This window comes from Gellertiella sp. DMC107 (genome assembly GCF_056313605.1).
The window spans coordinates 139219-165009 of record NZ_JBQUZZ010000003.1 but is presented as its reverse complement, the minus strand read 5'-3'; the positions used below and the strand labels follow the sequence as shown (position 1 = coordinate 165009).

Here is a 25791-nt window from a genome sequence, read left to right as displayed (position 1 = left end):
GCGCACCCTTTGAGGGCACCGAGCCATTTGACACATGTTCCCTTCGCTCCGCACCCGCGAAGCGAAGGGGTACATTCCTGACTGGAGCAAGGCAGGCCCTACGGCATCTTATCCGTTTGCGTCGTCCATCTTGGTATTCAGCGTGTTGAAAGTCGTGCCGATCTGTCCGCCGAGCGACGTCGCTCCTGCAATCAGCGCTACCGAGATCAGGGCCGCTATCAGTCCATATTCAATAGCCGTTGCGCCTGCTTCATCCCGAAGGAAGCGGGAAAGAATGCTCATCATGGTCGTACCCTTCTACAAATCGAACCGTCGATCACAAAAAGCATCACAGGCAATGATGGAAAGAAGCTTACATAGGAGTACAATTTATTACTCAATAAAACCTATAGATTATAATCACATCATAGGAAATGTTTACGCCCTTACATGCTCCGGACCGGAGGGTGCCTTCCGGTCCGGAGCAGAAAATCGCCCTTCACACGCTCGTGTCGCTCAGGGTATCCAATCCTGCGCATAGGCCCATTGGTTGAATTTCCACCAACACTCCTTGGCATTGCCGCCGGCCGCAAAGTCCAGCAGCTCGTCGGGCAGTTCATCGCTTTCAATAGACCGAGGCAAGATCAGGATGGCCTCGCCTTCGGCCTCTTCCAGCACCCGGATACGGATAGCGGGGATAGGATCGTTACCCAACAGCTGGCGGAGTGCCGCATGGGGGTCCGTCAACAGCAAGGCGCGGAACGCGCCATCCTCCTGTGCACGCTGAAGCGCTGCACTTTCAATGCGTGCGCGCGCCTGTCGGAACATTTCCGGCTCGATCAACATGGAGAGACTGTCCTTTCCGTGCTTCAATTGACCCGGCTGCGCGGGCACGGTGTCTGGCCCACGCCGAACGGGTATTCGAGGAAGGCCATGAAAAGCGTCCCACCCGAGGCCAGATCCAGCAGCTCGTCAGGAAGTTCGTCATCGGCAATATTGCGCGGAAGCACCAGCGTCACCTCGCCGGGCGCCTCTTCGATGACTCGAATTTTCATCGACGGGATCGGATCGCTGCCCATGAGGTCCCGCAGCGCTGCGTGGGGATCTGCCTTCAGCAACTCCCGGAAAGCGGGATCGGAGCTGGCGCGCGAGATCAGACCGGTTTCAAGATGGGCACGCGCCTTGGCAAGGCCCTCACTAAAGTCACTCATGACAATTTTCTCCGATTGGGTTCGTCCTTTACAAACCCCGAAAAGAAAAGCCGCTGCAAAAAGCAGTTTCACGACAGCTTAAAATTCGCTGGTCCGAAATTTATCTCGATTTTTATTCGGGATATTCGGCGAAATCCGGGGCTGGTGATGAAGGTTATAAAACAGACTTGCGCTCTCGATATTGAAGTACCCGAAAAATTTCATGTCATCTTTCACCGGCGTCCTCGCCCGGGAACGGGATCACAGCATGAAGCAAGCCCCCTGCCCGTGAATGCAAGCGCAGCGAGCAGGAAGGCAAAACAAACTCTATTTTCCCGCGCGGTATAATTGACGTTTGGCATGATTAATTTATGGTAAATTTCAATCAAAGGTGGGAGGAACATGCAATGGCTCTATTTACATACACGCTGGGAACTCCGGTTTTCCCGAGTTACGACTACAACCCCTTTTTCGATGCGCTTGTGGATTTCAGAACGGCGACAGAAGGGGCGAAATCGGCAACGCTTCTGAACATGACCTTGGCAAACGGTCTAAAAATTCAGATTGCCGGTTCTGGATTTACTTATGATTCTGGAAATGAATTTGTCGGCGGTACCATTAGCTCCATAAAAGTGTTCAAGGCCGATGGCATAACGCAAGTTATGTCCTGGATGAATCTGTCGGTTGCCGCGGGGACATTCAGCGATATTGCCGGGTTCTTCTCGCCTTATGACCTGACGGCGTGGATCGGGCGGAACAACGACACGATCAACGGTGGCGCTGGCGATGACGACCTGTTCGGCTTCGATGGTAACGACATCATCAATGGCGGCGGCGGTAGCGACTTCATCGATGGGGGCCGCGGCGACGACACCTATAGTGGCGGAGACGGATATGATCAGTTGTCCTTCGCAACCACCTTTGGCGATCCGCTGGCATTCCGGGGCATAGACCTGAACGCGACGACGGGCACGGTCATCGATCCCTATGGAAATTCGGAGACGTTTACGAGCTTCGAATCCTTCCGCGGGAGCAGCTTCGGCGACCGTATCGTCGGCAGCGGGGCTGACGAGGAGTTCATGGGCCTGGGTGGCAGCGACTACATGGATGGCGGCGGGGGCTTCGACATGGTCCGCTATCATCGTGACGACAGAAGCGGTGGCCTGGGCGGCGTGACCGTCAATCTGACCACGGGCATTGCAATCGACGGCTTCGGTCGAAGGGATACGCTTGTCAGTATCGAGGGCGCGCGAGGCACCGAAAAGAACGATACGCTGATTGGCTCGAGCGTGCACAATGTTCTGATCGGCGGCGGCGGCAATGATTATCTGGACGGCGGGCTCGGGGCGGACACACTGCGCGGAGGCGCTGGAAACGACACCTACATCATCGACAATGCGGGTGACGTCGTGCAGGAAAATCCGGATGGAAACCTGGGCGTGGACACCGTCCGCGCCTCGATTTCCATCAATCTGGCCTCCACCGCGATGTTCAATGGAACGGTCGAAAACCTCATACTGCTCGGCTCCACCGCCCTCAATGGCATCGGCAATGCAGCAAACAACGTCATCACCGGCAACGATGCGGCAAACACGCTGATGGGGCAGGACGGGATCGATACGCTGAATGGTGTCGGCGGCAGCGATACGCTGTATGGCGGTAACGGAAACGATGTGCTGACGGGCGGACTGGGTGCCGATTTCTTCGTCTTCAATACCGCACTCAATGCGTCGACAAATGTGGATCGCATTACCGATTTCACCGTAGTGGATGACACCATCCGGTTGGAAAACGCCATATTCACCGCACTGACCACAGCGGGTACGCTCAATGCCGCCTTCTTCGTCAAGAATACCACCGGTCTGGCCGGCGATGCGGATGATCGGATCATCTACGAAACCGATACCGGCAAGCTGTATTATGACAGCAATGGCAGCGCAGCAGGCGGGGCGATTCACTTTGCGACGCTCGCACCCAATCTCACCACCCTGACCGCTGCCGATTTTGTCGTCATCTGAACGAAGGCGGAGCGTATCTCACGGAAAAAAGGGGTCCGGTCGGAATGGCCGGACCCCTTTTGATGGAAGGCGTTTTTCTCTTGTCAGGCAGCGGTGATGCAGGCCTTCCGTCCAGCCTGTTTCCCACGCCTTCGCGCCTCTACTCCTACGGCGCGCTGCAATGCCTCGCTAATGGCGCGCTGCGGTAACTAATTGATATTTATGCGGAACTCCATCCATCCTTATCCGTTTTCAGGACGCGGGGCAATGATACACAACAGGAGTTACGACAATGGCAAATCAGCAGCAGCAGTCCTCCGGTGATACCTCCAAGCGCGGCTTTGCGTCCATGGACGAAGACAAGCAGCGCGAAATTGCATCCAAGGGCGGACAGGCCTCTGGCGGCAATTTCAAGAATGATCCGGAACGGGCTGCCGAAGCCGGCCGTAAGGGCGGACAGCACTAAAGCGTGCCATTCCTTGACGAGAGAGGCGGGGCGATTGCTCCGCCTCTTTTCCGTGAAAGCCCTTACCAGGAAAAAATCCCATGCAGGAACAAACCGTATTACGCGACATCTTTGTAACGGGCTTGCGAAATGCCCATGCGATGGAAAATCAGGCCTTGTCCATGCTGAAACCGCAGGTCTCGCGCATCGAAAACTATCCGGAAATGGCTGCACGCCTGCAAACCCACATTTCCGAAACCGAAGGCCAGATCGAGCGGCTGGAAACCATTCTCGGCAGTCTGGATGAGGACCACTCCACGCTGAAGGATTTCGCCCTCTCCATTGGCGGTTCCGTGGCGGCGATGGGGCATACCCTGGCCGACGACGAGATTCTGAAGAACACCCTCGCCTCGTTCGCTTTCGAAAATTACGAGATAGCGGCGTACCGTTCCCTGATTTCCTTGAGCGAACGGGGCGGCTTTCAGGCGGCTCGGCCCCTTCTGGAGCAGAACCTCCGGGAGGAGAAGGATATGGCGGGCTGGCTCGAGACCGAGTTGCCCTCCATTACCGGACGGTATGCCGATCTTTCCATGGCCGGCCAGGACGCGAGTGCCTGACCCGGTCGCCGGACAAGGGAAATAGGCCCCGAACGGGGCTTATTTTCACGATGCATAAAATTTTGTCGAATTTTTTCAGCGGATTTCCTTCCCTTGTCACTACTGTTGTCCTTGGCAGCTACTTTCGACCCGGTCTCCCGGAAAGAAAGCGCTGATCTCAATCCAACAGAGAATTGGAAGCGAAAATGTACAAGATAGCCCTCACATCCCGCGTCATCGACACTATCCATTTTACGGACGAAGACGGCCGCCTTCGGGTCTGCTTCATCAACGGAGCGGAGAAAGTGTTCACGGGTGTCCCCGCAGCGGTGGTTCAGGAAATGGCCTCGTCCCCGTCGCCCTGCGATTACTATCTCAACAAGGTCCATAACTGCTATCGCCGCGCCGCCTGAGGCGTGTCCGGCAAAAGGCTGAGAGCGCGGCTTTCGGACGGCCGGCGCGTCATGCACCGGCAACCGACGGCCACAGGATGTGACCCGGTTCGGAAACGGATCATCTGTCTCCGCGCCCCGCCTTGCGGCAAGCGGACAATGGCTCGTTTCGCTTGGTAATGCACCTCCGAAAATCTACGGGGTTTTTTCGTTATAGGTGGCAGGCCGGATCTGCATCCATTCCGGATCGTCACCGGTGAGGTCCCGGATAGATCTGTTCACCGAGTCCGAAAGCGCCAGAAGCGCCAGATAGTCGGCCGATCCAGGCTGAAGATTGGTCATGTCGATCCGCAGATGTCGATGAAGCCTCGCGGCTGCCTCCACCGCGGCAGCCCGTTCCCGATCGCTCAATTCCTTTCGTCGCTTGTGTCGCGTCATGGTTCTTCTCCTGCTCAAGCGGAAAAGAACATAAAGTGAACAAATTTCATTTCAAGCAAAAACTGTTCGCTTAGACGCAGAAATGCAAAGGGAGGGTTTCCCCTCCCCTTGCAAGCGGCCTGTTGCGGTCCGTCGGATCAGGCAGCGTAACGGCCTGCCTGATAACCCTGGCCCTGGGACAGGGTAAACCGGGCCACCAGATCGCGCAGGCGGTCGGTTTCGGCGGCGAGGGTCGCGCTCGCTGCGTTGTTTTCCTCCACCATGGCCGCATTCTGCTGGGTCATCTGGTCCATCTGGTTGACGGCTGCGTTGATTTCCCGAAGGCCGACGGATTGTTCCTGTGCCGAAGAGGCGATCCGCTCCATATGGCCATTGACCGCGGAGATGAGGTCCTCGATCTTGCGAAGGGCAGCGCCCGTTTCGCTGACATACTGGACACCGCCCCGAACCGCGACATTGGACGTTTCGATCAGGCCCTTGATCTCTTTCGCCGCATTGGCGGATCGCTGCGCGAGTTCCCGCACTTCCTGGGCGACGACGGCGAAGCCCTTGCCGGCTTCGCCTGCCCGGGCGGCTTCCACCCCGGCATTGAGTGCCAGGAGGTTCGTCTGGAAGGCGATTTCATCGATGACACCGATGATGTTGGAAATCTGGTTGGCGGAGCCCTCGATACGGCCCATGGCATCGACCGCCTTGGACACGATTTCGCCCGAGAGACGCGTGCTGGAATTGGCTTCGGTGGTCACCCCCCGCGCCTCTTCCACGCGACGCTGCGCATTGCTGACATTGACCGTAATCTCGTCGAGAGCAGCGGCGGTTTCTTCCAGGGATGCCGCTTGTTGCTCTGTCCGCCGGGAAAGGTCGCCGGCACCCGCATTGATCTCCCGGGTACCATTGTCGATATTGCCAACGGCCGCGGCCACGGACCGGATCGTTTCTTCCAGCGCTTCGGCCGTACGGTTGAAATAGTCCCGGACGACGTCGAAATCATTGTTGAAGGCGGTCGTGATCCGGACCGTCAGATCGCCAGCCGCAAGGCGCGCGAAAGCCGGTTCGACGGCATCGATCAGCGCGCGCCGTGCGTGAATGGTCGCCTGTTCCGAGGCCTCCGACATTTCTTCACGGCTGCGCAGCTCCATCTCGGCCGCCTGTCTCTGCATCTCGTCGCGCTCGTCCTGCGCCCGGCGCAGCACTTCGAGCGCCACGAACATGGATCCGATCTCCGCCTTGTTGGTGGTCTTGGGAAGAGCCAGACCCCGCTCTCCGCCGGCCAGGCGCCGCATGACATCCGTCAGCACGTTGATCGGCTTCGCAATGCTGCGGCCGAGCGCCGTCACGATCACGGCTGTCGCCAGCGCCAGAAAGCTCGCCATGCCGAAAACGGCGATGTTCACATAGAAGGCAGCGGTATCGCGGGCATCTCCGGCTTCGGCGGCGGCCTTGTCCAGCTCTGCATCCAGACCTGAAATGGTCGCCGATATGCTCTCGAAAGCCTTGTTCATCTCACCACGCGCCGCCGTCTCGTCGGCGATGGCTTGAACAATGGCGTTGAAAGCAGCGGTGTAGGCATCGAGCTTCTCGAAAGCGCTCTTCTTGTTGTCAGCCCCTCCGAACGAGGCTTCGGGAGAATTGCGGATCGCTGCCACCGTATCCAGCACATTCCCGGCATACTTGTCGGTCCGGTGCAGCAGGAAGTCCTTCTCGTTGCGGCGCAGAGACAGAAGGATGATTTGCAGGCTGGCATTGTTCAGCGGCCGGAAGTTCACTTCCAGCGAATGCGCCGCCTTGCGCAGCGCGCCGAGCTGTCCGCTTTCGTCATCCAGACCGACCGCCATTTCCCGATCGATGACCCCCTGAAGATTGGTGCTATAGGCCTCGAGGCTTCCCTGCAGGGCATCGATACTGGGTTTCATCGACGGGTCGATGGACTGCGACAGCGTCTGAGACGCCGAGACACCGGCCTCCACGCTGCTCTTGACCGTCCCGACCAGCGTCTCCACCTTGGTCAGCAGGAAGTCGTTCATTCCCGACCAGGACTGAAGCAGATGGACCTTGATCGTCTGCGCCTGGCTTCTGGCACGGGCCATGTCGTCGAGGCGACCATCGTAGTGTTTATTGATAAAAGTCCCGACGACGAAGGTCGTTACCAGGCCGCCAAGCCCAAGGCAGGCCAGCACCGCAATCAGGGTCATCTTGGCGGTAATTGTCATCCGGTTCAAAAAAGGCATGGCGAAGCATCCGATAACGAAATTTCCGGGACAGGCGGATACGCCGGAAGATCATCGACCGGGAGCCGAACTCGGCTAGACGCATAAAAGCGGTATTCACAAGCTATGCGCTGTTAATTTTAAACGAATGTTACTTTTTGGCCCGTGAGACCCCGTGAAAGGGCCAAAAAATACCCGATAAATTGTAGGGTTACACCAAAAAATAGATCCAGGCGCAAATCGCTTGCCGTTAGGGCGCATCGTCAGCCGTCTGTCCTTTCTCCACAGCCCGACCGTCATCTCAGGCAACAATCAAAGTTGACTCCTTTAATCATCTATTGCAGTAAACATGACAAAATGACTCATATTAAATGGCAGTGCAGGAGGCGGAATGACCAGCCGTGAACCCCTTGGCGGAAAAGAACCACCCCCGACCCTCTGCCTGCACCGGGTTGAGAACGGTCAGGGCAGGATGGTCGACGGCGAATCCCTTTTTGGCGGACGCCGGGAGATCGACATCCGCTTCGGTCAGTCCGTCTACCGTCTCCGCATTACCCGGCAAGGCAAGCTTATCTTGAATAAATGAGGATCCCCATGACGTCCAAAATGACCCCCGACGCCATTCGTGCCGCGCGCGAAGACCATGCCAACCTGCGCGAAAGAGATATTGCCGCCCGGCTGGGCATATCGGAGGCAGAACTTGTGGCCGCCGATACGGGCTATTCGGCGACACGGATTCAGGCCGATCCAGCCGCCCTACTCGCCCATGTCAAACCTCTGGGCGAAGTCATGGTGCTGACGCGCAACGAGACCGCTGTCCATGAGAAGATCGGCCTTTTTGAAGAGCTGCACCCGGGGAAACAGGTATCCATGACCCTCGGCGAAAACATCGACCTGCGCATATTCGGCAATCGCTGGAAACATGGCTTTGCCGTCCGCCGCCCGGTCAATGGCGACATGCGCCGCAGCCTCCAGTTCTTCGATGGAGCCGGCAGCGCCGTTTTCAAGCTGCATCTCCGCCCCGCTTCCGATATTGACGCCTTCGACCGCCTCGTTGCCGCCCTCGCCCTGCAAGATCAGAGCCGGACATTTTCGGCGGATCCCGGCCGGGCTGAAAACATCGATGACACCCTCGTCGACCGGGACCGGCTGCGCCGCGAGTGGCAGGGCATGACCGATCCCCACCAGTTCTTCGGCATGCTGAAGCGACTGAACATATCAAGGCGTACGGCGATACGCGAAGTCGGCGACGATATTGCCTGGTCGCTGGATCGATCGGCGGTGGAAATCCTGCTGGAGCGGGCTGCCGCCAGCGAAGCCGAACTCATGTGCTTCGTTTCGAATCCGGGATGCGTGCAAATTCACACCGGTCGCATATTCCATGTGCAAAAGATGGGTCCCTGGATCAATGTGATGGACCCGACCTTCCACCTTCATCTGCGACAGGATCGCATCGCCGAGGTCTGGGCGGTTCGCAAGCCAGCCGATACGGGCCACGTTACCTCCATCGAAGCCTATGACCGGGACGGCGAAATGGTCATCCAGTTCTTCGGCAAGCGAAAGGAAGGCAAGGCCGAGCTCGACCTCTGGCGCGATCTTGCCGAGGCGCTCCCTCGCGCATCGAGCAGCGTGGCGTGAGGGGATCTGCCATGCTCATGCGTTGCTCCCTTCTGGCGTTCACCCTGCTTTGGCCCCTGCATTCCAATGCCATGGCTGCCGACTACAAAAGGATCGTGTCGATCGGCGGTGACGTAACGGAGATCGTCTTCGCGCTCGGCGAAGGCAATCGCCTCGTCGCCCGCGATACGACAAGCACCTATCCCGCCGAGGCGAAGGCCCTTCCGGATGCGGGCTATGTCAGGGCTCTTTCGGCGGAAGGGATTCTCGGCATGCGCCCGGATGCCGTGCTCTCCAGCGCGGGAGCCGGCCCACCGGAGCAAATGGAGGTGCTCAAGGCGGCCGGGATTCCCGTGGCGACCGTGCCGGAAGGCCATGACGGTGCGGCCATCATGGCCAAGATCGAAGCGGTCGGCACGTTCCTTGGCCGCAAGACAGAAGCCGACCTGCTGGCGCGGAAGGTCAAGGCGGATCTGGACGAGGCGATTGCCGCCGCCAGCAGGCCGGCCGACCGGCAAAGCCGGGTTCTTTTCATTCTGAGCCTCGCCGGAGGAAAGATCGTTGCGGCAGGGGAAGGCAGCTCTGCCGATGCCATGCTGCACATGGCAGGCGCGCAAAACGCCGTCTCCGGCTTCCGCGGCTTCAAGGCCTTGACCACCGAAGCCATCATCGACGCAAGACCGGATGCGATTTTGCTCATGGACCGGGCCGATCACGCCGCGGCAATGGACCAGATCGAGAATGACCCGGCCCTCGGCACCACGCCCGCCGTTCGCAACCGACGCATTATCCGAATGGATGGCCTCACTCTCCTGGGGTTCGGACCACGCACCGCGACGGCAGTCCGGGATCTTTCCCGCGCGCTTTACGGCTCAAAACCATGAGCGCCATCGGAAATGCCTTGCCCGGAGCGCCGGAACAGGAAGACCGTCCGGCCGACGGCGGGGCGCAACCCTTGGCTTGGATCCTGCCCGGGCTGGCGATTGTCTCGCTGCTCGCCATCGGCTTTGCGGTGACGGTCGGCGCGTCCGATGCGTCGCTCCTGCGCCTCGTCCGGGCCCTCCTCGGGCAGGGCGTGGATATGACGGCTCTCGAGCGGGATCGCCTGATCCTGCTGGACCTGCGCCTCCCCCGCGTCATCATGGGATTTCTGGTCGGCGCCTCCCTTGCGGTTTCCGGCGCCGTCATGCAGGGCCTGTTCCGCAACCCGCTGGCAGATCCCGGTCTGACCGGCGTTTCGTCAGGCGCAAGCCTCGGTGCGGTCCTCGCAATCCTGCTGGGAGACCGCCTTTTCGGTGGATTCGCCCCTTCCCTCGGAACGTTTGCATTGCCCGTCGCCGCCTTTATGGGCGGATTGCTCAGCACCTGGCTGCTTTACCGCGTTGCAACGCAGGGAGGGCGCACCTCGGTCGCGATCCTGCTTCTGTCGGGCATTGCGCTCGCCGCCCTGACCGGGGCGCTGACGGGGTTCCTGATCTTTCTCGCCGATGATCGCGAATTGCGCGATCTGACATTCTGGAGCATGGGATCGCTGGCCGCCGCAAGCTGGTCCAAGCTCGCGGCCGCAACAGCCATCATGCTTCCCGGATTGCTTGTGGCACCGTTTCTGTCGCGGGGCCTGAATGCGCTGGCCCTGGGAGAAGCGGCGGCTTTCCACATGGGCATCCGCCTTCAGCGGCTGAAGGCGGTCGCCATCGCCAGCGTTGCAGCGGCAACGGGAGCAGCCGTAGCCCTGAGTGGCGGAATAGGCTTTGTGGGCATCGTCGCACCCCATCTGGTACGCATGATGTTGGGGCCGGATCATCGCCGCCTTCTGCCCGCATCGGGTCTGATCGGAGGGGCCCTGCTGGTGTTGGCCGATAGCGCCGCCCGCACCCTCGCCGCCCCTGCGGAACTGCCCATCGGCCTTCTCACGGCTGCGGCGGGCGGACCGTTTTTCCTCTGGATCCTGTTGAAGAACCGCGCCCGTCTGGCTGCGTGAAAGGAACGATCATGATCGAGGCCAACACCCTCTCGGTCGCCATCGGCGGTCGACCCATTCTCCGTGGAGTGGATTTGGCAATAAAGCCCGGCCGGCTGACGGCCATTGCCGGCCCGAACGGTTCCGGCAAGAGCACCCTGCTGAAGACACTGGCAGGCGAATTGCCCTACACCGGAACCCTGACCCTTTTCGACCGATCCCTGAGCCTCTACGCACCGGAACAGCTGGCCGCCCTGCGGGGCGTCATGCCCCAGTCCTGCGACGTCGCTTTTCCATTCACGGTGTCGGATATCGTCGCTCTGGGGTTTGAAAGCAGCCGCAGGATGCGCGGGCAGGAAAGGTCCACGGCCATCGCCCGCGCCCTGGATCGAGCCGGATTGGCCGGCTTCGCAACGCGGAACTATCTGGAGCTATCGGGCGGGGAACAACAGCGTGTCCAGTTTGCCCGCGTGCTTTGCCAGATCCCGCAGCCGGTTGCCGAAACGGGCCGGCCAAGCCTGCTCCTGCTCGACGAACCCGTGGCGAGCCTGGACATACGGCATCAGATCGCCATCATGCAGCAAGCCCGCGCCTATGCCCGGCAGGGCGCCATGGTGGTGGCCGTGATGCACGACCTTAATCTCACGGCTCTGTTCTGCGATGACCTTCTCCTGATGCGGGAGGGACACCTTCTCATATCCGGCCCCGTGGGCGAGGTGATAACGGACGCCATCCTCGAAAAGGTCTACGGATGCCGGCTCAAGGTCAATGCCGTTCCGCCGGCCGGAATGCCTTTTGTGCTGCCCCAGACAGCCGCGTAAATCCCGTCTGAGCACCAGCAGGCCCCGTGGCCTTCCCGACACGCCGAACGACGAAGCCCGGTTTTCGGTTTTCAAACAGTCGAAAGGCCCGCCTGGACGCGGGCCTCCCCGTTTCGGTCTATGGCAACGGTTCAGAAGGTTGCCTTTGCGGTGACAAGGAAGGTCCTCCCGCGCCCCGTGTCGATGCTGGAGCCGCCGGGCGGCGTGCTGAGCGCCGGCGTATAGGTTTCATCGAACAGATTGACGACATTGCCGGACACTTCGAAGCCGTTCCGGAATTTGTAGTTGGCAAAGAGATCGACCAGACCGTATCCGGATTCGAAAGGCGATTGTCCGGGAGCGGCATTAACCTGCCCCACATAGCTTTCCGACACGGCGTAAAGCCGGGTTCCGACCGTCAGGACCTGATCTTCGAGGAAACGCGCGCCGAATGTTGCCGAGAAGACGTGATCCGGCACATAGGATTGCGCGCCAAGACCGTTGACCTGTGAAGGCAGTTGGCTGTCCGTGTAGGTATAGGCAGCACTGGCGAAATAGTCGCCATTGTCATAGGCCGTTTGCAGTTCGACGCCCTGGACCGTGGATTCACCCGCATTGTTGCGGAAATAGGCCCCACCGGTCGGAGTAAAGGCGGCCGTAATGTAATTCTCGATCCGGTTATGGAAATAGTTGGCCTTGAACCGAAGGCTGTCCGTTTCCGTGACCACGCCATCCAGAACGAAGTTCGCGCCCACTTCCCATCCACGCGAGGTTTCCGGTTCGAGGAAGGGATTGGGGAAGAAGGATTGCCGAACGCCCGACGAAGGATGGCTACCGCCCATGAAAATCTCGTTGATCGTCGGCCCGCGCGAAGTTTCCGCATAGGTGACGTAGGGCTGGAACCAGTCGAGCGGCTTCAAGGCCAGCGTGGCGCTCGGGTTGAGCCGCCCCTCGCTGCGGTCGACGCTGTAGGGACCGGCAGGAAGGCCCACCGGATTTCCCGCCGCCACCGAACCATCGCCCGTCAGGTGGAACCGGTCGTAGCGCAGACCGAGTGTAAGGTCGGTGATCCCGTAGGAAAACGTGGTGCTTGAAAAGACGCTTGTCGTCTGGTTTCTGCCCGAGCCGTTCACGCCCCGGTCCGTCACATTGCGGCTGTTCACGACATCATAGATGTCCTGAAAGAATTCGACGCCGTAGTTCGATGTGACGGCCACTTCGCCCAGATCAAATCTCGACGTATTGGACAGATCGAAGCCTGTGCCCCGGTTTGAAATGTTTCGGCCCTGCGCGTTGCCACCGCCCGGAAAGATCGGGCTATGGTCATAGTGCATGGTGACATCGCTGAGATAGGCATTGGCCCTGAAATCGATCAGGTCGTCATCCGGCGTATAGGCATAGTTGAGGGCGTAGTTTTGGGCATTGACGGTCTGGTAATAGGAGTTGGCGAGGAAATCGTCGTTGAACAGGTTACCGGTCAGCTTGAGGCTATGGGCATCGGAAGGCGTAAGCTCCACTTTGAACAGGCCGTTCAGCACATCCTGCTCGGTTCCACCCACAATATCCCCGTTGCCGTTCCGATAGTTGCCGGGATCGCGCTTCGATAGGCCACCCGTGATGACAATCGCATCATTGGGCCTGATCGCACCGATGATCGCCTCCGACCAGCCAGCGCGATTGGTGCCATAGGTAGCCGTGGCAAATCCGCCATAGGACTTGCCCTCCCCGATCAGGTCAGCCGCATCGTAAGTCTTGAAATTGACCGAGCCGGCAAGGCTGTTGCCGGAGCCGGCGCCGCCTCCATAGCCCCTGGTGATGTCGATCCCGCCGAGAAAGGCCGGGTCCACATAGGCGAGGCCCTGCGCTTCATGGCCGGTGAAGCGGAAATTCTGACGCACGCCATCGATCATCATGTTGACGCGGCCTGAGCCCTCGAGACCCCTTATATTCACGGCAAGGCCGGGGTTCTGGACGTTGTCTCGCGTGAAGGTCCCGGGCGTGGCACGCAGCACGTCGTCAAGGTTCTTGCCCCCGAACTGCTCGATCTCGTCCGCCGTCACATGGCTCTTAAGTTGGGCGGTCCCGTAAGCATCCGCCTCGCCTCCGTCGAGAATGATGGGTGTGAGGTAGCCGTCATCCTTCTGTTCTTCAGCAGCGGAAGAAGTTTTCTTTTCCTCCTGCGCGGCAGAAACGCCTGCGGCAGCAAGAAGGGCAAGGGCGGTGCAGGCGAGAAGAGCTGGCTTCGAAAACCGGGCAGCCATGATCGTTCCTTTCGGTGAGAAAAGGCCGGGCTGGCTGGGTCGCACAGGCGAGGTGGCTGGCTGGGCAGGACTGGAGCGCCTTGTCAGGCGGTGCTGTCGATCTATTTTACATGAGTTTTTGAGTCAAGTATTTCTGCCCGCTTTTCGCCGTGTTTTCCAATGGTCCTCAGCTCTCGATCCGGAGCTTGATACGGTCCGCCGCAAATCGGGTGCGCGAGTATTGAAAGCGCCGTCCGTCCGGATCCGCATTCACAGCAAGCGTTTCCAGCAGAATGGCGCCAGGGGAGAGTTTCAGTTCCGCAACCTCCTCGGCAAGGGCATGCCGGGCGATGACGTCAGTGGAGTGCCTGACATAATCGGCGATGCCCACTTGTTCCAGCGCCCGGGTAATCGAGCCGTAAATTTCGAAAAGCCGGGGAATGTCGGCAAATTCCAGACCGGCGAAAACATGGCTTGCGCGGGACAGCGGCACGCCATCCGCCCCGCCCAACGTCTCCAAGGTGATGCACTCCGTGCCTTCGGCAATGCCCAGCGCCGCAGCAAGGTCCACATCCGCCCGTTTCCTGCCATGGCCGAGGGACTGAAAACCGATCCGCTCCGCCTGTCCCTGAAGCCCTTCGGAAAATCGCGTCCGTCGACCGATGGGATAGCTGAGGCGGTCGCGCCGCAGAATCATCGTGCCCCTGCCCTGCACGGCCTGCACCAGGCCTTCCGAGGCAAGCGAGGCAAGCGCGTTGCGTACCGTGTGACGGTTGACGCCGAACCGTTCCGCCAGCTGCATTTCCGACGGCATCATCCCGCTGTCACCGAACTCCCCCATGGTGATGGCCTGCCGGATACGGTCGGCAATCTGCCGCCACAGAGCGACACCAACGCGCCGCTCGACCAGTTTTTCCCGCTGCGAACCGTTGGCCATGTCATCCCCCTGTCATTTGCACCGGGTAATCCTATAATCAACATGTATGGTTGTCTATATAAATAGACATTTCGACGGGACAAACAGGAGTACCGCGATGGAGAAGGACTTCCCCTCCCGCCCGGAACGGGCGGAGCGCATGGGGTTGCTGGCAAGGGCAAGCCTTGCGGAGCTGCAAGCATATCTCGCGCACATCGGAGATGCGATGGAAGCCGAGCCCGTACGCGGCCCGGAAACCGGACTGGTGATGCTTCGTGGTCGGATCGGCGGCGGCGGCAACGCCTTCAACCTCGGCGAGGCAACGGTGACCCGCGCGACGGTACGACTGGGAAGCGGCGAGATCGGCCACGGCCAGCGTCTGGGGACTGACCGGGAGGCCGTTCGCCTGTCGGCCATCGCCGATGCGCTCGCAGAAAGCGGGCGTCATCAGGCGGAACTGAATGCTCTTCTCGATCAGGTGCGAAAGCGGGTCACGGAGGAAGCAGCCCGCCTTGCCGAGGAAACGGCGGCCACCCGCGTCGACTTCTTCACCATGGTCCGCGGAGAGGATTGAACCATGCAGGACACCAGCATTTTCACCGGCGGCTTTGCCGATCCCGTCTTCCAGGGACAGGCCGCTTTCCGCGCCGTGATGGATGCCATGGCCAATCCGGGTCGCATCGGCGAAACCGATGGTACGGCAACGGCTCCGGGGAATGTGCCCTCGGCCATGGCCGCACTGGCGCTCACGCTGTGCGACCATGAAACGCCCGTCGGCCTCTCCGAAAGCCTGAAACAGTCGGCCTTTCCCGCTTGGCTTGCCTTCCATGCGGGCGCACCTCTCGCCGAAACCGCCTTCGATGCGGCTTTTGCCTTCATCACCGCAGCCGATGGCTTCCCCGACTTCCAGGGCTTTCCGATCGGCAGCGACGAATATCCTGACCGTTCCGTGACGCTTGTCGTGGAAATCGACGCGCTGGAGGGAGGTCCGGACCTGACCGCCCGTGGCCCCGGCATTCGCGACCGTATCACCATCGCGCCGAAGGGCCTGCCCGCCGATTTCCTCGCCCGCTGGCAGGAAAACGGCGCGCTCTTTCCCTGTGGCATTGATCTCGTTCTGGTCGAGGGGCAGCGTTTCCTCTGCCTGCCCCGCACCACCCGTCTGCAATCCAGGGAGGCCTGAGCCATGTATGTTGCCGTCAAGGGCGGGGAAGCCGCCATTGCCCATGCCCATCGCCTGCTTGCCGACCGCCGAAGGGGCGAGCGCGCCATTCCCGCGATCGGAATCGACCAGATCGAAAGCCAGCTTTCGCTTGCCGTCGACCGCGTGATGGCCGAGGCGTCGCTGTACGATCCGGCGCTTGCCGCACTCGCCATCAAGCAGTCACGCGGTGACATGATCGAGGCGATCTTCCTGCTGCGCGCCTATCGCACCACGCTGCCCCGCTTCGGCTACAGCCAGCCGGTGGATACGGGCGAGATGCGGATCGAGCGGCGCGTATCCGCCACCTACAAGGACCTTCCGGGCGGCCAACTGCTCGGCCCCACCTTCGACTACACCCATCGCTTGCTCGACCCCGCCCTTCAGGCAGACGAGAGCGTGGAAGAGCCGGTCACCCGCACGCCCTCGCCCGAGAATACCAGCCGGGTCACGGACATCCTGAACGGCGAAGGCCTGATCGAGGCGGACAGCAGCATGGATGTAAACCACCAGCCGGGCGATATCACCCGCACACCCATGGATTTCCCCATGACCCGCGACACGCGCCTGCAGGCGCTTGCCCGTGGCGACGAGGGTTTCCTGCTGGCGCTCGCCTATTCCACGCAGCGCGGCTATGCCCGTACCCATCCCTTCGCCGGTGAAATCCGGATCGGGATGGTCGAGGTGGAGATGGATCTACCGGAACTCGGCTTCAGCGTGCCACTCGGCGAGGTGCGCCTCACCGAATGCCAGAGCGTCAACCAGTTCAAGGGCTCGTCCACCCAGCCGCCGCAATTCACCCGCGGCTACGGCCTTGTCTTCGGCCAGAGCGAGCGCAAGGCCATGGCCATGTCGCTGGTCGACCGGGCGCTTCGTGCAGAGGAGTTCGGCGAGGACATCGTCGCCCCCGCGCAGGACGAGGAATTCGTCATCGCCCATTCCGACAACGTGCAGGCCAAGGGCTTCGTCGAGCATCTGAAGCTCCCGCATTACGTCGACTTCCAGGCCGAACTGGACCTCGTCCGCCGCATGCGCGCCGAACAGGGAATAGCGCCCTCCACCCCTACCAGCGAACACAAGGAGGCAGCCGAATGAGCGGGCTTGCGACCTATAATTTCGCCTATCTGGACGAACAGACCAAGCGGATGATCCGCCGCGCCATCCTGAAGGCCATCGCCATTCCCGGCTATCAGGTCCCCTTCGCCTCTCGCGAAATGCCCATGCCCTATGGCTGGGGCACTGGCGGCGTGCAGGTGACGGCAGCGATCCTCGGACCCTCCGACGTGCTGAAGGTCATCGACCAGGGCGCCGACGACACCACCAATGCGGTCTCCATTCGCGCCTTCTTTCAGAAGGTCTCCAACGTGGAGGTCACCACTCACACGAAGGATGCCACGATCATCCAGACCCGCCATCGCATTCCGGAAGAGAAGCTCACGGAAGGCCAGGTGCTCGTCTATCAGGTGCCGATCCCGGAACCCTTGCGCTTCCTCGAACCGCGCGAGACCGAGACCCGCAAGATGCATGCGCTCTCCGAATACGGCCTCATGCATGTAAAGCTCTACGAGGACATTGCCCGCAACGGCCATATCGCCACCACCTATGCCTATCCGGTGAAGGTCGAGGGGCGCTATGTGATGGACCCCTCGCCGACCCCGAAATTCGACAATCCAAAGATGCACATGTCGGAGGCGCTCCAGCTGTTCGGCGCGGGCCGCGAGAAGCGCATCTATGCGCTGCCCCCCTTCACCGATGTGGTCAGCCTCGATTTCGACGATCACCCCTTCACTGTCCAGCACTTCGACAAGCCCTGCGCGCTCTGCGGCGCGGACGGCGTCTATCTGGACGAGGTGGTGCTGGATGACCGTGGCGGACGCATGTTCGTCTGCTCGGATACCGATCATTGCGAGGACCGCCGCGCGCAGGGCTTCCTCGGCGATCAGGGCGTGCCCCTGAAGGAGGCTGCGGAATGAGCACCCAACCGCTTCTGAAAGTGAATAACCTGACAAAGATGTACGGGGCGCGGATCGGCTGTGCCGATGTCAGCTTCGATCTATGGCCGGGCGAAGTGCTCGCCATCGTCGGGGAATCCGGCTCCGGCAAGACCACCCTGCTTTCCTGCCTCTCGACCCGGCTCGAAGCGACCTCCGGTTCTGTCGAATACCACATGCGCGACGGGGCCTACCGGGAGCTTTCGCATCTGACCGAGGCCGAACGGCGCTTCCTCATGCGCACCGACTGGGGCTTCGTGCACCAGAACCCGGCAGACGGGCTGCGCATGACGGTATCGGCCGGTGCCAATGTGGGCGAACGGCTGATGGCCATCGGGCATCGCCATTATGCCGAGATCCGCGAGGCCGCCTCCGACTGGCTGTCCCGGGTGGAAATCTCGCCGAGCCGCATCGATGACCAGCCGCGCGCCTTCTCCGGCGGCATGCGCCAGCGCCTGCAGATCGCTCGCAACCTCATCACCGGTCCGCGCCTCGTCTTCATGGACGAGCCGACCGGCGGCCTCGATGTCTCGGTGCAGGCCCGCCTCCTCGATCTCGTTCGCGGCCTCGTGCACGATCTCGGCCTGTCGGCCATCGTCGTCACCCATGACCTTGCGGTCGCCCGGCTGCTGTCACACCGGATGATGGTGATGAAGGACGGCCACGTGATCGAGCAGGGTCTCACCGACCGTGTGCTGGACGATCCGCGCGAGCCCTACACCCAGCTTCTCGTTTCCTCGATCCTGCAGGTCTGATGTGATGACCCATCCCCTCGAAGTCTCCCGCGTGGCGAAAAGCTTCACCATGCATCTGCGCGACGGCATCCGGCTGGATGTGGTGCGCAATGTCTCCTTCTCCGTGCCCTCCGGTCGCTGCGTCGTTCTCGGCGGCCCCTCGGGCGTCGGAAAGAGCTCTATCCTCAAGATGCTCTACGGCAATTACGGCGTCGATAGCGGCGAAATCCGCGTTCTGCATCGCGGCGAACCGGTCGATCTTGCGACGGCCGATCCTCGCACCGTGCTTGAAGTACGCCGTGAAACCCTCGGATATGTCAGCCAATTCCTGCGTGTAGTCCCCCGCGTCAGTGCGCTGGATGTCGTTGCCGAACCGCTGGTTGCCCGTGGCACTCACGTCCATGAGGCCCGAGCAACGGCCGCCTGTCTTCTGGCGCGCCTGAACCTGCCGGAAACGCTCTGGAGCCTCCCGCCCGCGACTTTCTCCGGCGGCGAGCAGCAGCGCGTGAACATCGCCCGAGGTTTCATCACCGATCACAGAGTCCTGCTCCTCGATGAGCCGACCGCCTCGCTCGACGCCCGTAACCGGCAAGTGGTGGTGGAGATGATACGCGAGAAAAAGCAGACCGGTACAGCCCTGCTCGGCATTTTCCATGATGAGGAAGTGCGCGATGCCGTCGCCGACGAGATCCTCGATGTGTCGACCTTTTCAGTCCGGGAAATGGCCGCATGACCAAGCTGAGCGAAACACCCCTCATTCATCCGACCGCCGAACTGCACGACGTCAAGCTCGGTCGTTACACCGAAGTGGCAGACCGCTGCCGCATCAGCGAGACGGAGATCGGCGATTATTCCTACATCATGCAGGATGGTTCGGTCTGGTGTGCCACTATCGGCAAGTTCGCCAATATCGCATCGTCGGTTCGCCTGAATGCCACCAACCACCCGACCTGGCGGCCAACGCTTCATCACTTCACCTACAGGGCAGGTGATTACTGGACCGAAGAGCAGAACGAGACGGACTTCTTTGCCTGGCGACGCGATAACCGTGTGATCATCGGACATGATGTCTGGATTGGCCATGGCGCAACGGTGCTGCCCGGCGTGACCGTCGGCGACGGAGCCGTGATTGGCGCGGGCGCCGTCGTCTCGAAAGATGTGGAACCCTACACGATCGTCGGCGGCGTCCCGGCCCGCACCATCCGCGAGCGCTTTGACAGAAAGACTGCAGAAGCCTTCATCCAGCTTGCCTGGTGGGATTGGGACCATGACAGGCTCCGTTCAGCACTTCCGGATTTTCGTACCTTAAGCGCTGCGGATTTCATCTGCAAATACAGCGCCTAACAGGCAATTGTTACAGTTAATGTATAACTTTCATACTGCAACAAAACCGCCTTCGAACTGACATCCAGCCTTCATGAAGCTCCTGTATGTCAATGATCAGACGAATGAAGGGCGCGCTTCCGGCCGCCCGAACCGAGAAGAGGGATGAACCCATGTTCCAGCTCCGAGACGTGACCTGCCAGTTCGGCCGCAAGCTTGCGGTGAACAATGTCAGCCTCACCATTCCGCAGGGACAGATGGTGGGCATTATCGGGCGCTCGGGGGCGGGCAAGTCCACCCTTCTGCGGATGCTGAACCGGCTGGCCGCTGCCACCGCAGGTTCGATCCACTACGGCGATCTGGAAGTCGGCCGACTGAAGGGCGCCGCCCTGCGCGCCTGGCAGAAGGACTGCGCCATGATCTTCCAGCAGTTCAATCTGGTCCCGCGACTGGACGTGCTGACCAACGTGCTTCTCGGACGCCTCAACGAGCGCTCCACCTTGATGAATGTCCTCGGGCTTTTCAGCCGCGAGGAACGCATAGAGGCGATTGCAGCGCTGGAGCGTCTGGGGATCGAGCAGGTGGCCCTGCAGCCCGCCGGTACGCTTTCCGGTGGCCAGCAGCAGCGTGTCGCCATTGCCCGGGCACTGATGCAGCGTCCAAAGGTCCTGCTCGCCGACGAGCCCATCGCCTCGCTCGATCCGCTGAATGCCAAGATCGTCATGGATGCGCTGCGCGACATCAACGAGCGGGAAGGCATCACCGTTATCGTCAACCTGCACACGCTCGATACCGCCCGTGCCTATTGCCAGCGCATCGTCGGCATGGCCGATGGTCGCGTGGTCTTCGACGGCCCGGCGGAGCATCTGGACGGCCAGGCCGTCGCCACCATCTACGGAACCGAAGACGGACTGGACGAAACGATGACCTCGACCGCCCTGCCCGAGCGCCCCGCTGTCGCGGCTCGCAAAACCGCATCCTCCAGCCTCCAGCCACTGGTTCTGGCGGGCCTGTAACCGGTCCGGATCGTCAGCCCGCGTCAAGGGCCCCCACTTCATCTGCCACGCAATGTTCCGGCAAGGACCGGACGAGGGAGACTATTGTCATGAAGAAGATCCTGTTCAGCACGGTCGCGCTGCTGTCGCTCATGGGTGCAGCCCATGCCGAAGACCTGAAGGAGTTCCGCATCGGCCTGATCGGCGGCGAGAACGAAGCAGACCGTCTGCGCAATCATCAGTGCCTCACGGAAAAGCTTCCGGCCGTTCTGGGCGTCGAGAAGGTCTCGCTCTTCCCGGCTGCCGATTATGACGGCGTCATTCAGGGCCTGCTCGGCGGTACGCTCGACTTCGCCGAACTCGGCGCCTCCGGCTATGCCAAGGTTGCGCTTGCCAAGGCCGATGCCGTGCAGCCGATCCTGACCACCGTCCAGACCGACGGCTCCAAGGGCTATTACTCCATCATGGTCGCCCGCAAGGACAGTGGCATCACCAAGCTTGAGGACCTGAAGGGCAAGAAGCTCGGCTTCGCCGATCCGGACAGCACCTCCGGCTATCTCGTTCCGCTGGTTTCGCTGCCGAAGGACATCGGCATGCCGGTGAAGGAATTCTTCGCCGAAACCGGCTTCGGCGGTGGCCACGAAAATCTGGTTCTCGAAGTGCTGAAGGGCACCTTCGATGCCGGCACCACCTTCGGTTCGGGTGTGGGCGAGTTCAAGACCGGCTACACCTCCGGCAACCTGAAGAAGATGGTCGACAAGGGCATCCTGAACATGGACGACCTGGTCGAGCTGTGGCGTTCGCCGATGATCCCGAACGGTCCGCTCGTCGTCCGTACCTCGCTCAACGACGACATGAAGGCCAAGTTCAAGCAGTTCATGCTCGATCTGCCGAAGTCCGATCCGGCCTGCTTCGCGGCTATCGAAGGCGGCGACTTCCAGTCCTTCACGGAAGTGACCCCGGATTTCTACGCACCGATCATCGAAGCCCGCAAGGCAACCGTCGGCGGCTGATCCCCTTCCGCCCCCCTGGCCGGCAGAGTCTGAGGGCTCTGCCGGCTTTTTTCCGATCCGGCGAATGGCGTAACGACATGACAAATCCCCAGCCAAACCACGCGCGGCTTTCCCCCCGGGGCAGCGACGTCGAACGCCACTGGGCGGAACTGGCCGCCCGTCGGCGCATGTACAGTATCCTCGGCCTCGTGGGCATTATCGTCGCGACCATGGGATCGCTCTGGTTCGCAAACGAAACGAATGCAGGCAAGTTTTTCGACCGCCTGCCCTATTTCTTCGACTTCTTCCGCGATTTCGTCCCGCGGGACGGATGGGAGATTTTCCGCGCCCTTCTCGACCTGCCCTCGCCCTATGACAATGGCAGTTTCGAGTATAATTATCCGGAGGGGCGGCACTATCTGACCAGAAGCCTCTACCTTCCCGAATATGTCTACAAGATGATCGAGACGCTGAACATCGCGCTCTTCTCGACCGTTATTTCCGCCATCATCGCGTTCTTCCTGGCTTTTCTGGCCGCCCGCAACCTCATGCCGAATGCCTGGCTTCGCAACGGCGTTCGCCGCCTTCTGGAAGTGCTGCGGGCCTTTCCCGAAGTGGTCGTGGCCGGCTTTTTTCTCGCCATCCTCTCACTCGGGCCGCTGCCCGCCATCGCAGCCGTCACGCTGCACACGATCGGCGCTCTCGGGAAGCTCTTCTTCGAGGTGATCGAGAATGCCGACATGAAGGCGGAGGAAGGTCTGCGCGCCGCCGGCGCCAACTGGATCGAGCGGGTCTGGTTCGGCATCGTGCCGCAGGTGCTTCCCAACCTCGCCAGCTATACGCTTCTGCGCCTTGAGATCAATGTGCGCGCCTCCACCATCATCGGCGCCGTCGGTGGCGGCGGCATCGGGGAGTTGCTCCGCCTGTCGATCAGCCAGAACCACGAGGCGAAAACCCTCGCCATTGTCCTGCTGCTCCTGCTCACCATCATCGGGGTAGACCAGCTTTCCGCCTGGTTGCGGGAGCGGATGGTCGGCGCACAGGCCTTCCGCACGGCATAAGGAAAAATTTGCATGCAACAGGTTGTCGACCGCCCCCCGCTGCAGACCGTGGCTCTCCGATACGGCGAGATTCTCCGGATCAGCGACCGCCGGAAGTACCGTATGCCGCTGGCCCTCCTCGCGCTGACGCTCTATTTCGTTGCGAGCTGGTGGTTCTTCTCCATCGGCACGGTCCTGTCCCGCGCAAACTGGTCCATTGCCGGAAGCTATCTCGCCCAATGGGTGAGCTACGAAATCCGGCCCGAATTCCGCATTGCCCCCGACGGCTCGATGACCCTGAATTACGGTCGCCACTCCCCGCTCGGCGACAATCCGCAGCCGGATTGGGTCACGGTCCAGACCGAAACGCGCACTGTCAGCCTTCCCGCAACCATCCCCTCCGCGCCGGCACCGGCACCGGCACCAGCGGCGGCGGCAAGCGGCTTCATGGCGCCCTCGGCCCCGACCACGACGACCGCGCCAACCTCCGCGCCCGCCCCCGTCAGCCAGACCGTGATCACCCATGCCGAGGTCACCTACGACCGGAGCACCGCGATGGTTCTCGACCCCGGCAAGGTCACCATCCGTCATCGCGGCGAGATCCTGGAAATCGCCCTGTCGGGAGGCCGGGCCGAGCCGCTCGGCCCGTTGCCGGTCTGGGCCGAGCAGAAACGCCCCGGCGAGAAGATCGTGCTCTCCTACGGCCTGACCGGATGGGCGGAAGTCTCTGCGGATCGGGTGGTTGCCCGCAATCGCTTTTTCGGTTGGGCGAACTTCTTCTTCGACACGCAGTCGGCTTTTTTCGGCAAGCCCTACACCGACGTGCTGGGTCTGATCCTGTGGGGTGAGCGCCTCGATCCCGCCCGTTCCAATCTGGCGCTGGCATGGGACGATATCTGCCACAATGCGGAATGGCAGCACTTGGACGTCTGGACCAAGCTGCTGCAGACCATCGTGATGGCCTTTGCCGGGACTTTGTTCGCCTGCCTTGTCGCCTTTCCCATGGCGTTCCTCGCCGCACGAAACGTGACCCGATCCTGGCCCGCGAACCAGCTGACGAAACGATTTTTCGATTTCCTTCGATCGGTGGACATGCTGATCTGGGCTCTTTTCTTCACAAGGGCATTTGGTCCCGGGCCGCTCGCCGGCATGTCGGCGATCTTTTTCACCGATACGGGGACGCTCGGAAAACTCTACTCGGAAGCCCTGGAAAACATCGACGACAAGCAGCGCGAGGGTGTCCGGTCCGTCGGTGCCTCGCCGGTCAGCGTCCAGCGTTTCGGCGTGCTGCCGCAAGTCATGCCGGTTTTCGCAAGCCAGGCGCTTTATTTCTGGGAGTCCAACACACGCTCCGCCACCGTCATCGGCGCGGTGGGAGCCGGCGGCATCGGTCTCAAGCTCTGGGAAGCGATCCGCACCAACTCCAACTGGCACAACGTCGCCTACATGGTCCTGCTGCTGCTGATTGTCGTCTTCCTGTTCGACGCCATCTCGAATGCGCTGCGCAGCCGGCTGATCAATCGCAGCCGGGCCTGAAACCGGCGCCTCATTCTCAAGGACCCATTCCATGACCAGCGAATTTGCGATCCGCAACGCCCGCATCGTTCTCGGCGACGAAGTGATCCGTGGCGACCTTCTCATCCGGGACGGCACGATTGCCGCCATCGCCAGCGGATTGTCGGTACAGGGCGAAGACTGGGACGGCGATTATCTGATCCCCGGGCTCGTCGAACTCCACACCGATCATCTGGAAGGGCATTATGCCCCGCGGCCCGGCGTGCGTTGGGACAAACTGGCCGCCATCCAGGCCCATGACGCACAGGTGGCGTCTGCGGGCATCACCACCGTCTTCGATTGCCTTCGTCTCGGCTCCGACGAGAAGAAGGGCTTTGATGCCGGTGAAATGCGGGACATGGCCGATGCGCTCGAGCAAGCGGCCGGAGACGGTCGCCTTCGCGCTGAACATGCCCTTCATCTGCGCTGCGAAGTCTCCGCACCTGATGTCCTCGACCATTTCGAGCCTTTTCTGGAAGACCGCCATGTCGGATTGATTTCGCTGATGGATCACGCGCCTGGCCAACGCCAGTTCCAGACGCTCGATCAGTACACGCTCTACTACAAGGGCAAGACGGGCATGTCCGACACAGAATTTGCCACGTTTGTGGCCCGTCGGCAGGCCAATTCCCAGGAATTCGCCGCCCGTCATCGCCGCATTCTCGCCGATCATTGCCAGGCCCGCGGAATTCCGGTCGCCAGCCATGACGACGCGACGCTCGACCATGTGAAGGAGTCGCTGGACCATGGTGTGGCTCTCGCAGAATTCCCGACGAGTATGGAAGCGGCCCGGGCTTCGCACGCCGCCGGTCTCAGCGTCCTGATGGGCGCGCCCAACATCGTGCGTGGAAAATCCCATTCCGGAAACATCGCGGCGCGCGATCTCGCAGACGCCGGGGTGCTCGATGTACTCTCTTCCGATTATGTACCCCTGAGCCTGGTGCACGCTCCCTTTGTTCTGGCGGGCGAGATGGAGGCCATGAGCCTGCCGCAGGCGATCGCGCTCGTGACGTCTACCCCTGCGAGAACGGTCGGTCTCACCGATCGCGGCGAGATTGCCCCCGGCAAGCGGGCGGATCTGGTCCGCATCCGGCATCGGCAAGGCGTTCCGGTGGTCCGAAGCGTCTGGCGTCAGGGCATGAGGGTTGCGTGACGGTGCAGCGACAATTGTACAAATCTTCAAA

Annotated in this window: 28 protein-coding genes; 21 read left to right on the top strand and 7 right to left on the bottom strand. The window is 61.1% G+C overall.

What is annotated here, in order from left to right:
• Window positions 1–108: 108 nt before the first annotated feature.
• The 3 genes from ACT54B_RS11570 to ACT54B_RS11560 all read right to left on the bottom strand — a co-directional run bounded on the left by ACT54B_RS11570 (window position 109) and on the right by ACT54B_RS11560 (window position 1190).
• A complete protein-coding gene (locus ACT54B_RS11570; RefSeq protein ID WP_476045042.1) occupies window positions 109–285 on the bottom strand; it encodes a Flp family type IVb pilin in 177 nt (58 codons plus the stop codon).
• 210 nt (window positions 286–495) lie between these two features.
• Window positions 496–825, bottom strand: a complete 330-nt coding sequence (locus ACT54B_RS11565) for an NHLP leader peptide family natural product precursor (protein WP_476045040.1) — start codon at window positions 823–825, stop codon at window positions 496–498.
• A gap of 23 nt (window positions 826–848) precedes the next feature.
• Window positions 849–1190, bottom strand: coding sequence for an NHLP leader peptide family natural product precursor (locus tag ACT54B_RS11560; protein ID WP_476045039.1), 342 nt, complete (start codon window positions 1188–1190; stop codon window positions 849–851).
• A 350-nt stretch (window positions 1191–1540) separates the two neighbouring features.
• Here ACT54B_RS11560 and ACT54B_RS11555 point away from each other — a divergent pair, with 350 nt between their 5' ends.
• From ACT54B_RS11555 to ACT54B_RS11540, 4 genes are all read left to right on the top strand, one after another.
• On the top strand, window positions 1541–3187 hold the full coding sequence (locus ACT54B_RS11555) for a calcium-binding protein (RefSeq protein WP_476045037.1): 1647 nt from the start codon (window positions 1541–1543) through the stop codon (window positions 3185–3187).
• Window positions 3188–3458: 271 nt separating this feature from the next.
• A complete protein-coding gene (locus ACT54B_RS11550; protein WP_476045035.1) occupies window positions 3459–3632 on the top strand; it encodes a con-10 family general stress protein in 174 nt (57 codons plus the stop codon).
• Between the two features lie 80 nt (window positions 3633–3712).
• Window positions 3713–4228 carry a ferritin-like domain-containing protein gene (locus ACT54B_RS11545; protein ID WP_476045034.1) on the top strand — a complete coding sequence of 172 codons (516 nt, stop codon included), beginning with the start codon at window positions 3713–3715 and terminating at the stop codon, window positions 4226–4228.
• A 185-nt stretch (window positions 4229–4413) separates the two neighbouring features.
• Window positions 4414–4620 carry a KTSC domain-containing protein gene (locus tag ACT54B_RS11540; RefSeq protein ID WP_476045032.1) on the top strand — a complete coding sequence of 69 codons (207 nt, stop codon included), beginning with the start codon at window positions 4414–4416 and terminating at the stop codon, window positions 4618–4620.
• A gap of 174 nt (window positions 4621–4794) precedes the next feature.
• On the opposite strand, the gene ACT54B_RS11535 is transcribed toward ACT54B_RS11540, so the two are convergent.
• Complete coding sequence (locus ACT54B_RS11535; RefSeq protein ID WP_476045031.1) at window positions 4795–5037, bottom strand: hypothetical protein; 243 nt, start codon at window positions 5035–5037, stop codon at window positions 4795–4797.
• Window positions 5038–5174: 137 nt separating this feature from the next.
• Window positions 5175–7265, bottom strand: coding sequence for a methyl-accepting chemotaxis protein (locus ACT54B_RS11530; RefSeq protein ID WP_476045029.1), 2091 nt, complete (start codon window positions 7263–7265; stop codon window positions 5175–5177).
• Window positions 7266–7635: 370 nt separating this feature from the next.
• Here ACT54B_RS11530 and hemP point away from each other — a divergent pair, with 370 nt between their 5' ends.
• From hemP to ACT54B_RS11505, 5 genes are read left to right on the top strand one after another with little or no spacing between them, the layout of a single operon-like run.
• Window positions 7636–7830, top strand: coding sequence for a hemin uptake protein HemP (gene hemP / locus ACT54B_RS11525; protein ID WP_476045028.1), 195 nt, complete (start codon window positions 7636–7638; stop codon window positions 7828–7830).
• Window positions 7827–8882, top strand: coding sequence for a hemin-degrading factor (locus tag ACT54B_RS11520; protein WP_476045026.1), 1056 nt, complete (start codon window positions 7827–7829; stop codon window positions 8880–8882). The genes hemP and ACT54B_RS11520 overlap by 4 nt, the downstream gene beginning before the upstream one ends.
• A gap of 11 nt (window positions 8883–8893) precedes the next feature.
• A complete protein-coding gene (locus ACT54B_RS11515) occupies window positions 8894–9745 on the top strand; it encodes a heme/hemin ABC transporter substrate-binding protein (RefSeq protein ID WP_476045025.1) in 852 nt (283 codons plus the stop codon).
• Complete coding sequence (locus tag ACT54B_RS11510; protein ID WP_476045024.1) at window positions 9742–10842, top strand: FecCD family ABC transporter permease; 1101 nt, start codon at window positions 9742–9744, stop codon at window positions 10840–10842. The genes ACT54B_RS11515 and ACT54B_RS11510 overlap by 4 nt, the downstream gene beginning before the upstream one ends.
• An 11-nt stretch (window positions 10843–10853) precedes the next feature.
• Window positions 10854–11642, top strand: coding sequence for a heme ABC transporter ATP-binding protein (locus tag ACT54B_RS11505; RefSeq protein WP_476045023.1), 789 nt, complete (start codon window positions 10854–10856; stop codon window positions 11640–11642).
• A gap of 131 nt (window positions 11643–11773) precedes the next feature.
• On the opposite strand, the gene ACT54B_RS11500 is transcribed toward ACT54B_RS11505, so the two are convergent.
• Both ACT54B_RS11500 and phnF read right to left on the bottom strand, forming a co-directional pair.
• Entirely contained in the window at window positions 11774–13882 is a 2109-nt protein-coding gene (locus tag ACT54B_RS11500) for a TonB-dependent receptor domain-containing protein (RefSeq protein WP_476045022.1), read from the bottom strand.
• Between the two features lie 166 nt (window positions 13883–14048).
• The gene (gene phnF, locus ACT54B_RS11495) at window positions 14049–14798 is read right to left on the bottom strand and encodes a phosphonate metabolism transcriptional regulator PhnF (protein WP_476045021.1); all 750 of its coding nucleotides are present in this window, start codon (window positions 14796–14798) and stop codon (window positions 14049–14051) included.
• 97 nt (window positions 14799–14895) lie between these two features.
• Here phnF and phnG point away from each other — a divergent pair, with 97 nt between their 5' ends.
• From phnG to ACT54B_RS11435, 12 genes are all read left to right on the top strand, one after another.
• Entirely contained in the window at window positions 14896–15351 is a 456-nt protein-coding gene (gene phnG / locus ACT54B_RS11490) for a phosphonate C-P lyase system protein PhnG (RefSeq protein WP_476045020.1), read from the top strand.
• 3 nt (window positions 15352–15354) lie between these two features.
• Complete coding sequence (phnH, locus tag ACT54B_RS11485) at window positions 15355–15960, top strand: phosphonate C-P lyase system protein PhnH (RefSeq protein ID WP_476045019.1); 606 nt, start codon at window positions 15355–15357, stop codon at window positions 15958–15960.
• Window positions 15961–15963: 3 nt separating this feature from the next.
• The gene (locus ACT54B_RS11480; protein WP_476045017.1) at window positions 15964–17073 is read left to right on the top strand and encodes a carbon-phosphorus lyase complex subunit; all 1110 of its coding nucleotides are present in this window, start codon (window positions 15964–15966) and stop codon (window positions 17071–17073) included.
• Entirely contained in the window at window positions 17070–17951 is an 882-nt protein-coding gene (locus tag ACT54B_RS11475) for an alpha-D-ribose 1-methylphosphonate 5-phosphate C-P-lyase PhnJ (RefSeq protein WP_476045016.1), read from the top strand. Before ACT54B_RS11480 ends, ACT54B_RS11475 begins: the two co-directional genes overlap by 4 nt.
• On the top strand, window positions 17948–18724 hold the full coding sequence (phnK, locus tag ACT54B_RS11470; RefSeq protein ID WP_476045015.1) for a phosphonate C-P lyase system protein PhnK: 777 nt from the start codon (window positions 17948–17950) through the stop codon (window positions 18722–18724). Before ACT54B_RS11475 ends, phnK begins: the two co-directional genes overlap by 4 nt.
• A gap of 4 nt (window positions 18725–18728) precedes the next feature.
• Window positions 18729–19436 (top strand): phosphonate C-P lyase system protein PhnL, encoded by a 708-nt coding sequence (gene phnL / locus ACT54B_RS11465; RefSeq protein WP_476045013.1) that lies wholly within the window; start codon window positions 18729–18731, stop codon window positions 19434–19436.
• Entirely contained in the window at window positions 19433–20047 is a 615-nt protein-coding gene (locus tag ACT54B_RS11460) for a DapH/DapD/GlmU-related protein (protein WP_476045011.1), read from the top strand. The genes phnL and ACT54B_RS11460 overlap by 4 nt, the downstream gene beginning before the upstream one ends.
• Window positions 20048–20199: 152 nt before the next feature.
• Complete coding sequence (gene phnC / locus ACT54B_RS11455) at window positions 20200–21042, top strand: phosphonate ABC transporter ATP-binding protein (RefSeq protein WP_476045010.1); 843 nt, start codon at window positions 20200–20202, stop codon at window positions 21040–21042.
• An 89-nt stretch (window positions 21043–21131) separates the two neighbouring features.
• Window positions 21132–22034, top strand: a complete 903-nt coding sequence (gene phnD / locus ACT54B_RS11450) for a phosphonate ABC transporter substrate-binding protein (protein WP_476045008.1) — start codon at window positions 21132–21134, stop codon at window positions 22032–22034.
• Window positions 22035–22111: 77 nt separating this feature from the next.
• Window positions 22112–23074, top strand: coding sequence for a phosphonate ABC transporter, permease protein PhnE (gene phnE / locus ACT54B_RS11445; RefSeq protein ID WP_476045006.1), 963 nt, complete (start codon window positions 22112–22114; stop codon window positions 23072–23074).
• Between the two features lie 12 nt (window positions 23075–23086).
• Window positions 23087–24589, top strand: coding sequence for a phosphonate ABC transporter, permease protein PhnE (phnE, locus tag ACT54B_RS11440; protein WP_476045005.1), 1503 nt, complete (start codon window positions 23087–23089; stop codon window positions 24587–24589).
• 31 nt (window positions 24590–24620) lie between these two features.
• Window positions 24621–25760, top strand: a complete 1140-nt coding sequence (locus ACT54B_RS11435; protein ID WP_476045003.1) for an alpha-D-ribose 1-methylphosphonate 5-triphosphate diphosphatase — start codon at window positions 24621–24623, stop codon at window positions 25758–25760.
• The last annotated feature ends 31 nt before the right edge of the window (window positions 25761–25791 follow it).

Coding starts and splice junctions, on each gene's coding strand:
- ACT54B_RS11570 (WP_476045042.1), bottom strand. CDS start 285: ATGATGAGCATTCTTTCCCGCTTCCTTCGGGATGAAGCAGGCGCAACG.
- ACT54B_RS11565 (WP_476045040.1), bottom strand. CDS start 825: ATGTTGATCGAGCCGGAAATGTTCCGACAGGCGCGCGCACGCATTGAA.
- ACT54B_RS11560 (WP_476045039.1), bottom strand. CDS start 1,190: ATGAGTGACTTTAGTGAGGGCCTTGCCAAGGCGCGTGCCCATCTTGAA.
- ACT54B_RS11555 (WP_476045037.1), top strand. CDS start 1,541: ATGGTAAATTTCAATCAAAGGTGGGAGGAACATGCAATGGCTCTATTT.
- ACT54B_RS11550 (WP_476045035.1), top strand. CDS start 3,459: ATGGCAAATCAGCAGCAGCAGTCCTCCGGTGATACCTCCAAGCGCGGC.
- ACT54B_RS11545 (WP_476045034.1), top strand. CDS start 3,713: ATGCAGGAACAAACCGTATTACGCGACATCTTTGTAACGGGCTTGCGA.
- ACT54B_RS11540 (WP_476045032.1), top strand. CDS start 4,414: ATGTACAAGATAGCCCTCACATCCCGCGTCATCGACACTATCCATTTT.
- ACT54B_RS11535 (WP_476045031.1), bottom strand. CDS start 5,037: ATGACGCGACACAAGCGACGAAAGGAATTGAGCGATCGGGAACGGGCT.
- ACT54B_RS11530 (WP_476045029.1), bottom strand. CDS start 7,265: ATGCCTTTTTTGAACCGGATGACAATTACCGCCAAGATGACCCTGATT.
- hemP (WP_476045028.1), top strand. CDS start 7,636: ATGACCAGCCGTGAACCCCTTGGCGGAAAAGAACCACCCCCGACCCTC.
- ACT54B_RS11520 (WP_476045026.1), top strand. CDS start 7,827: ATGAGGATCCCCATGACGTCCAAAATGACCCCCGACGCCATTCGTGCC.
- ACT54B_RS11515 (WP_476045025.1), top strand. CDS start 8,894: ATGCTCATGCGTTGCTCCCTTCTGGCGTTCACCCTGCTTTGGCCCCTG.
- ACT54B_RS11510 (WP_476045024.1), top strand. CDS start 9,742: ATGAGCGCCATCGGAAATGCCTTGCCCGGAGCGCCGGAACAGGAAGAC.
- ACT54B_RS11505 (WP_476045023.1), top strand. CDS start 10,854: ATGATCGAGGCCAACACCCTCTCGGTCGCCATCGGCGGTCGACCCATT.
- ACT54B_RS11500 (WP_476045022.1), bottom strand. CDS start 13,882: ATGGCTGCCCGGTTTTCGAAGCCAGCTCTTCTCGCCTGCACCGCCCTT.
- phnF (WP_476045021.1), bottom strand. CDS start 14,798: ATGGCCAACGGTTCGCAGCGGGAAAAACTGGTCGAGCGGCGCGTTGGT.
- phnG (WP_476045020.1), top strand. CDS start 14,896: ATGGAGAAGGACTTCCCCTCCCGCCCGGAACGGGCGGAGCGCATGGGG.
- phnH (WP_476045019.1), top strand. CDS start 15,355: ATGCAGGACACCAGCATTTTCACCGGCGGCTTTGCCGATCCCGTCTTC.
- ACT54B_RS11480 (WP_476045017.1), top strand. CDS start 15,964: ATGTATGTTGCCGTCAAGGGCGGGGAAGCCGCCATTGCCCATGCCCAT.
- ACT54B_RS11475 (WP_476045016.1), top strand. CDS start 17,070: ATGAGCGGGCTTGCGACCTATAATTTCGCCTATCTGGACGAACAGACC.
- phnK (WP_476045015.1), top strand. CDS start 17,948: ATGAGCACCCAACCGCTTCTGAAAGTGAATAACCTGACAAAGATGTAC.
- phnL (WP_476045013.1), top strand. CDS start 18,729: ATGACCCATCCCCTCGAAGTCTCCCGCGTGGCGAAAAGCTTCACCATG.
- ACT54B_RS11460 (WP_476045011.1), top strand. CDS start 19,433: ATGACCAAGCTGAGCGAAACACCCCTCATTCATCCGACCGCCGAACTG.
- phnC (WP_476045010.1), top strand. CDS start 20,200: ATGTTCCAGCTCCGAGACGTGACCTGCCAGTTCGGCCGCAAGCTTGCG.
- phnD (WP_476045008.1), top strand. CDS start 21,132: ATGAAGAAGATCCTGTTCAGCACGGTCGCGCTGCTGTCGCTCATGGGT.
- phnE (WP_476045006.1), top strand. CDS start 22,112: ATGACAAATCCCCAGCCAAACCACGCGCGGCTTTCCCCCCGGGGCAGC.
- phnE (WP_476045005.1), top strand. CDS start 23,087: ATGCAACAGGTTGTCGACCGCCCCCCGCTGCAGACCGTGGCTCTCCGA.
- ACT54B_RS11435 (WP_476045003.1), top strand. CDS start 24,621: ATGACCAGCGAATTTGCGATCCGCAACGCCCGCATCGTTCTCGGCGAC.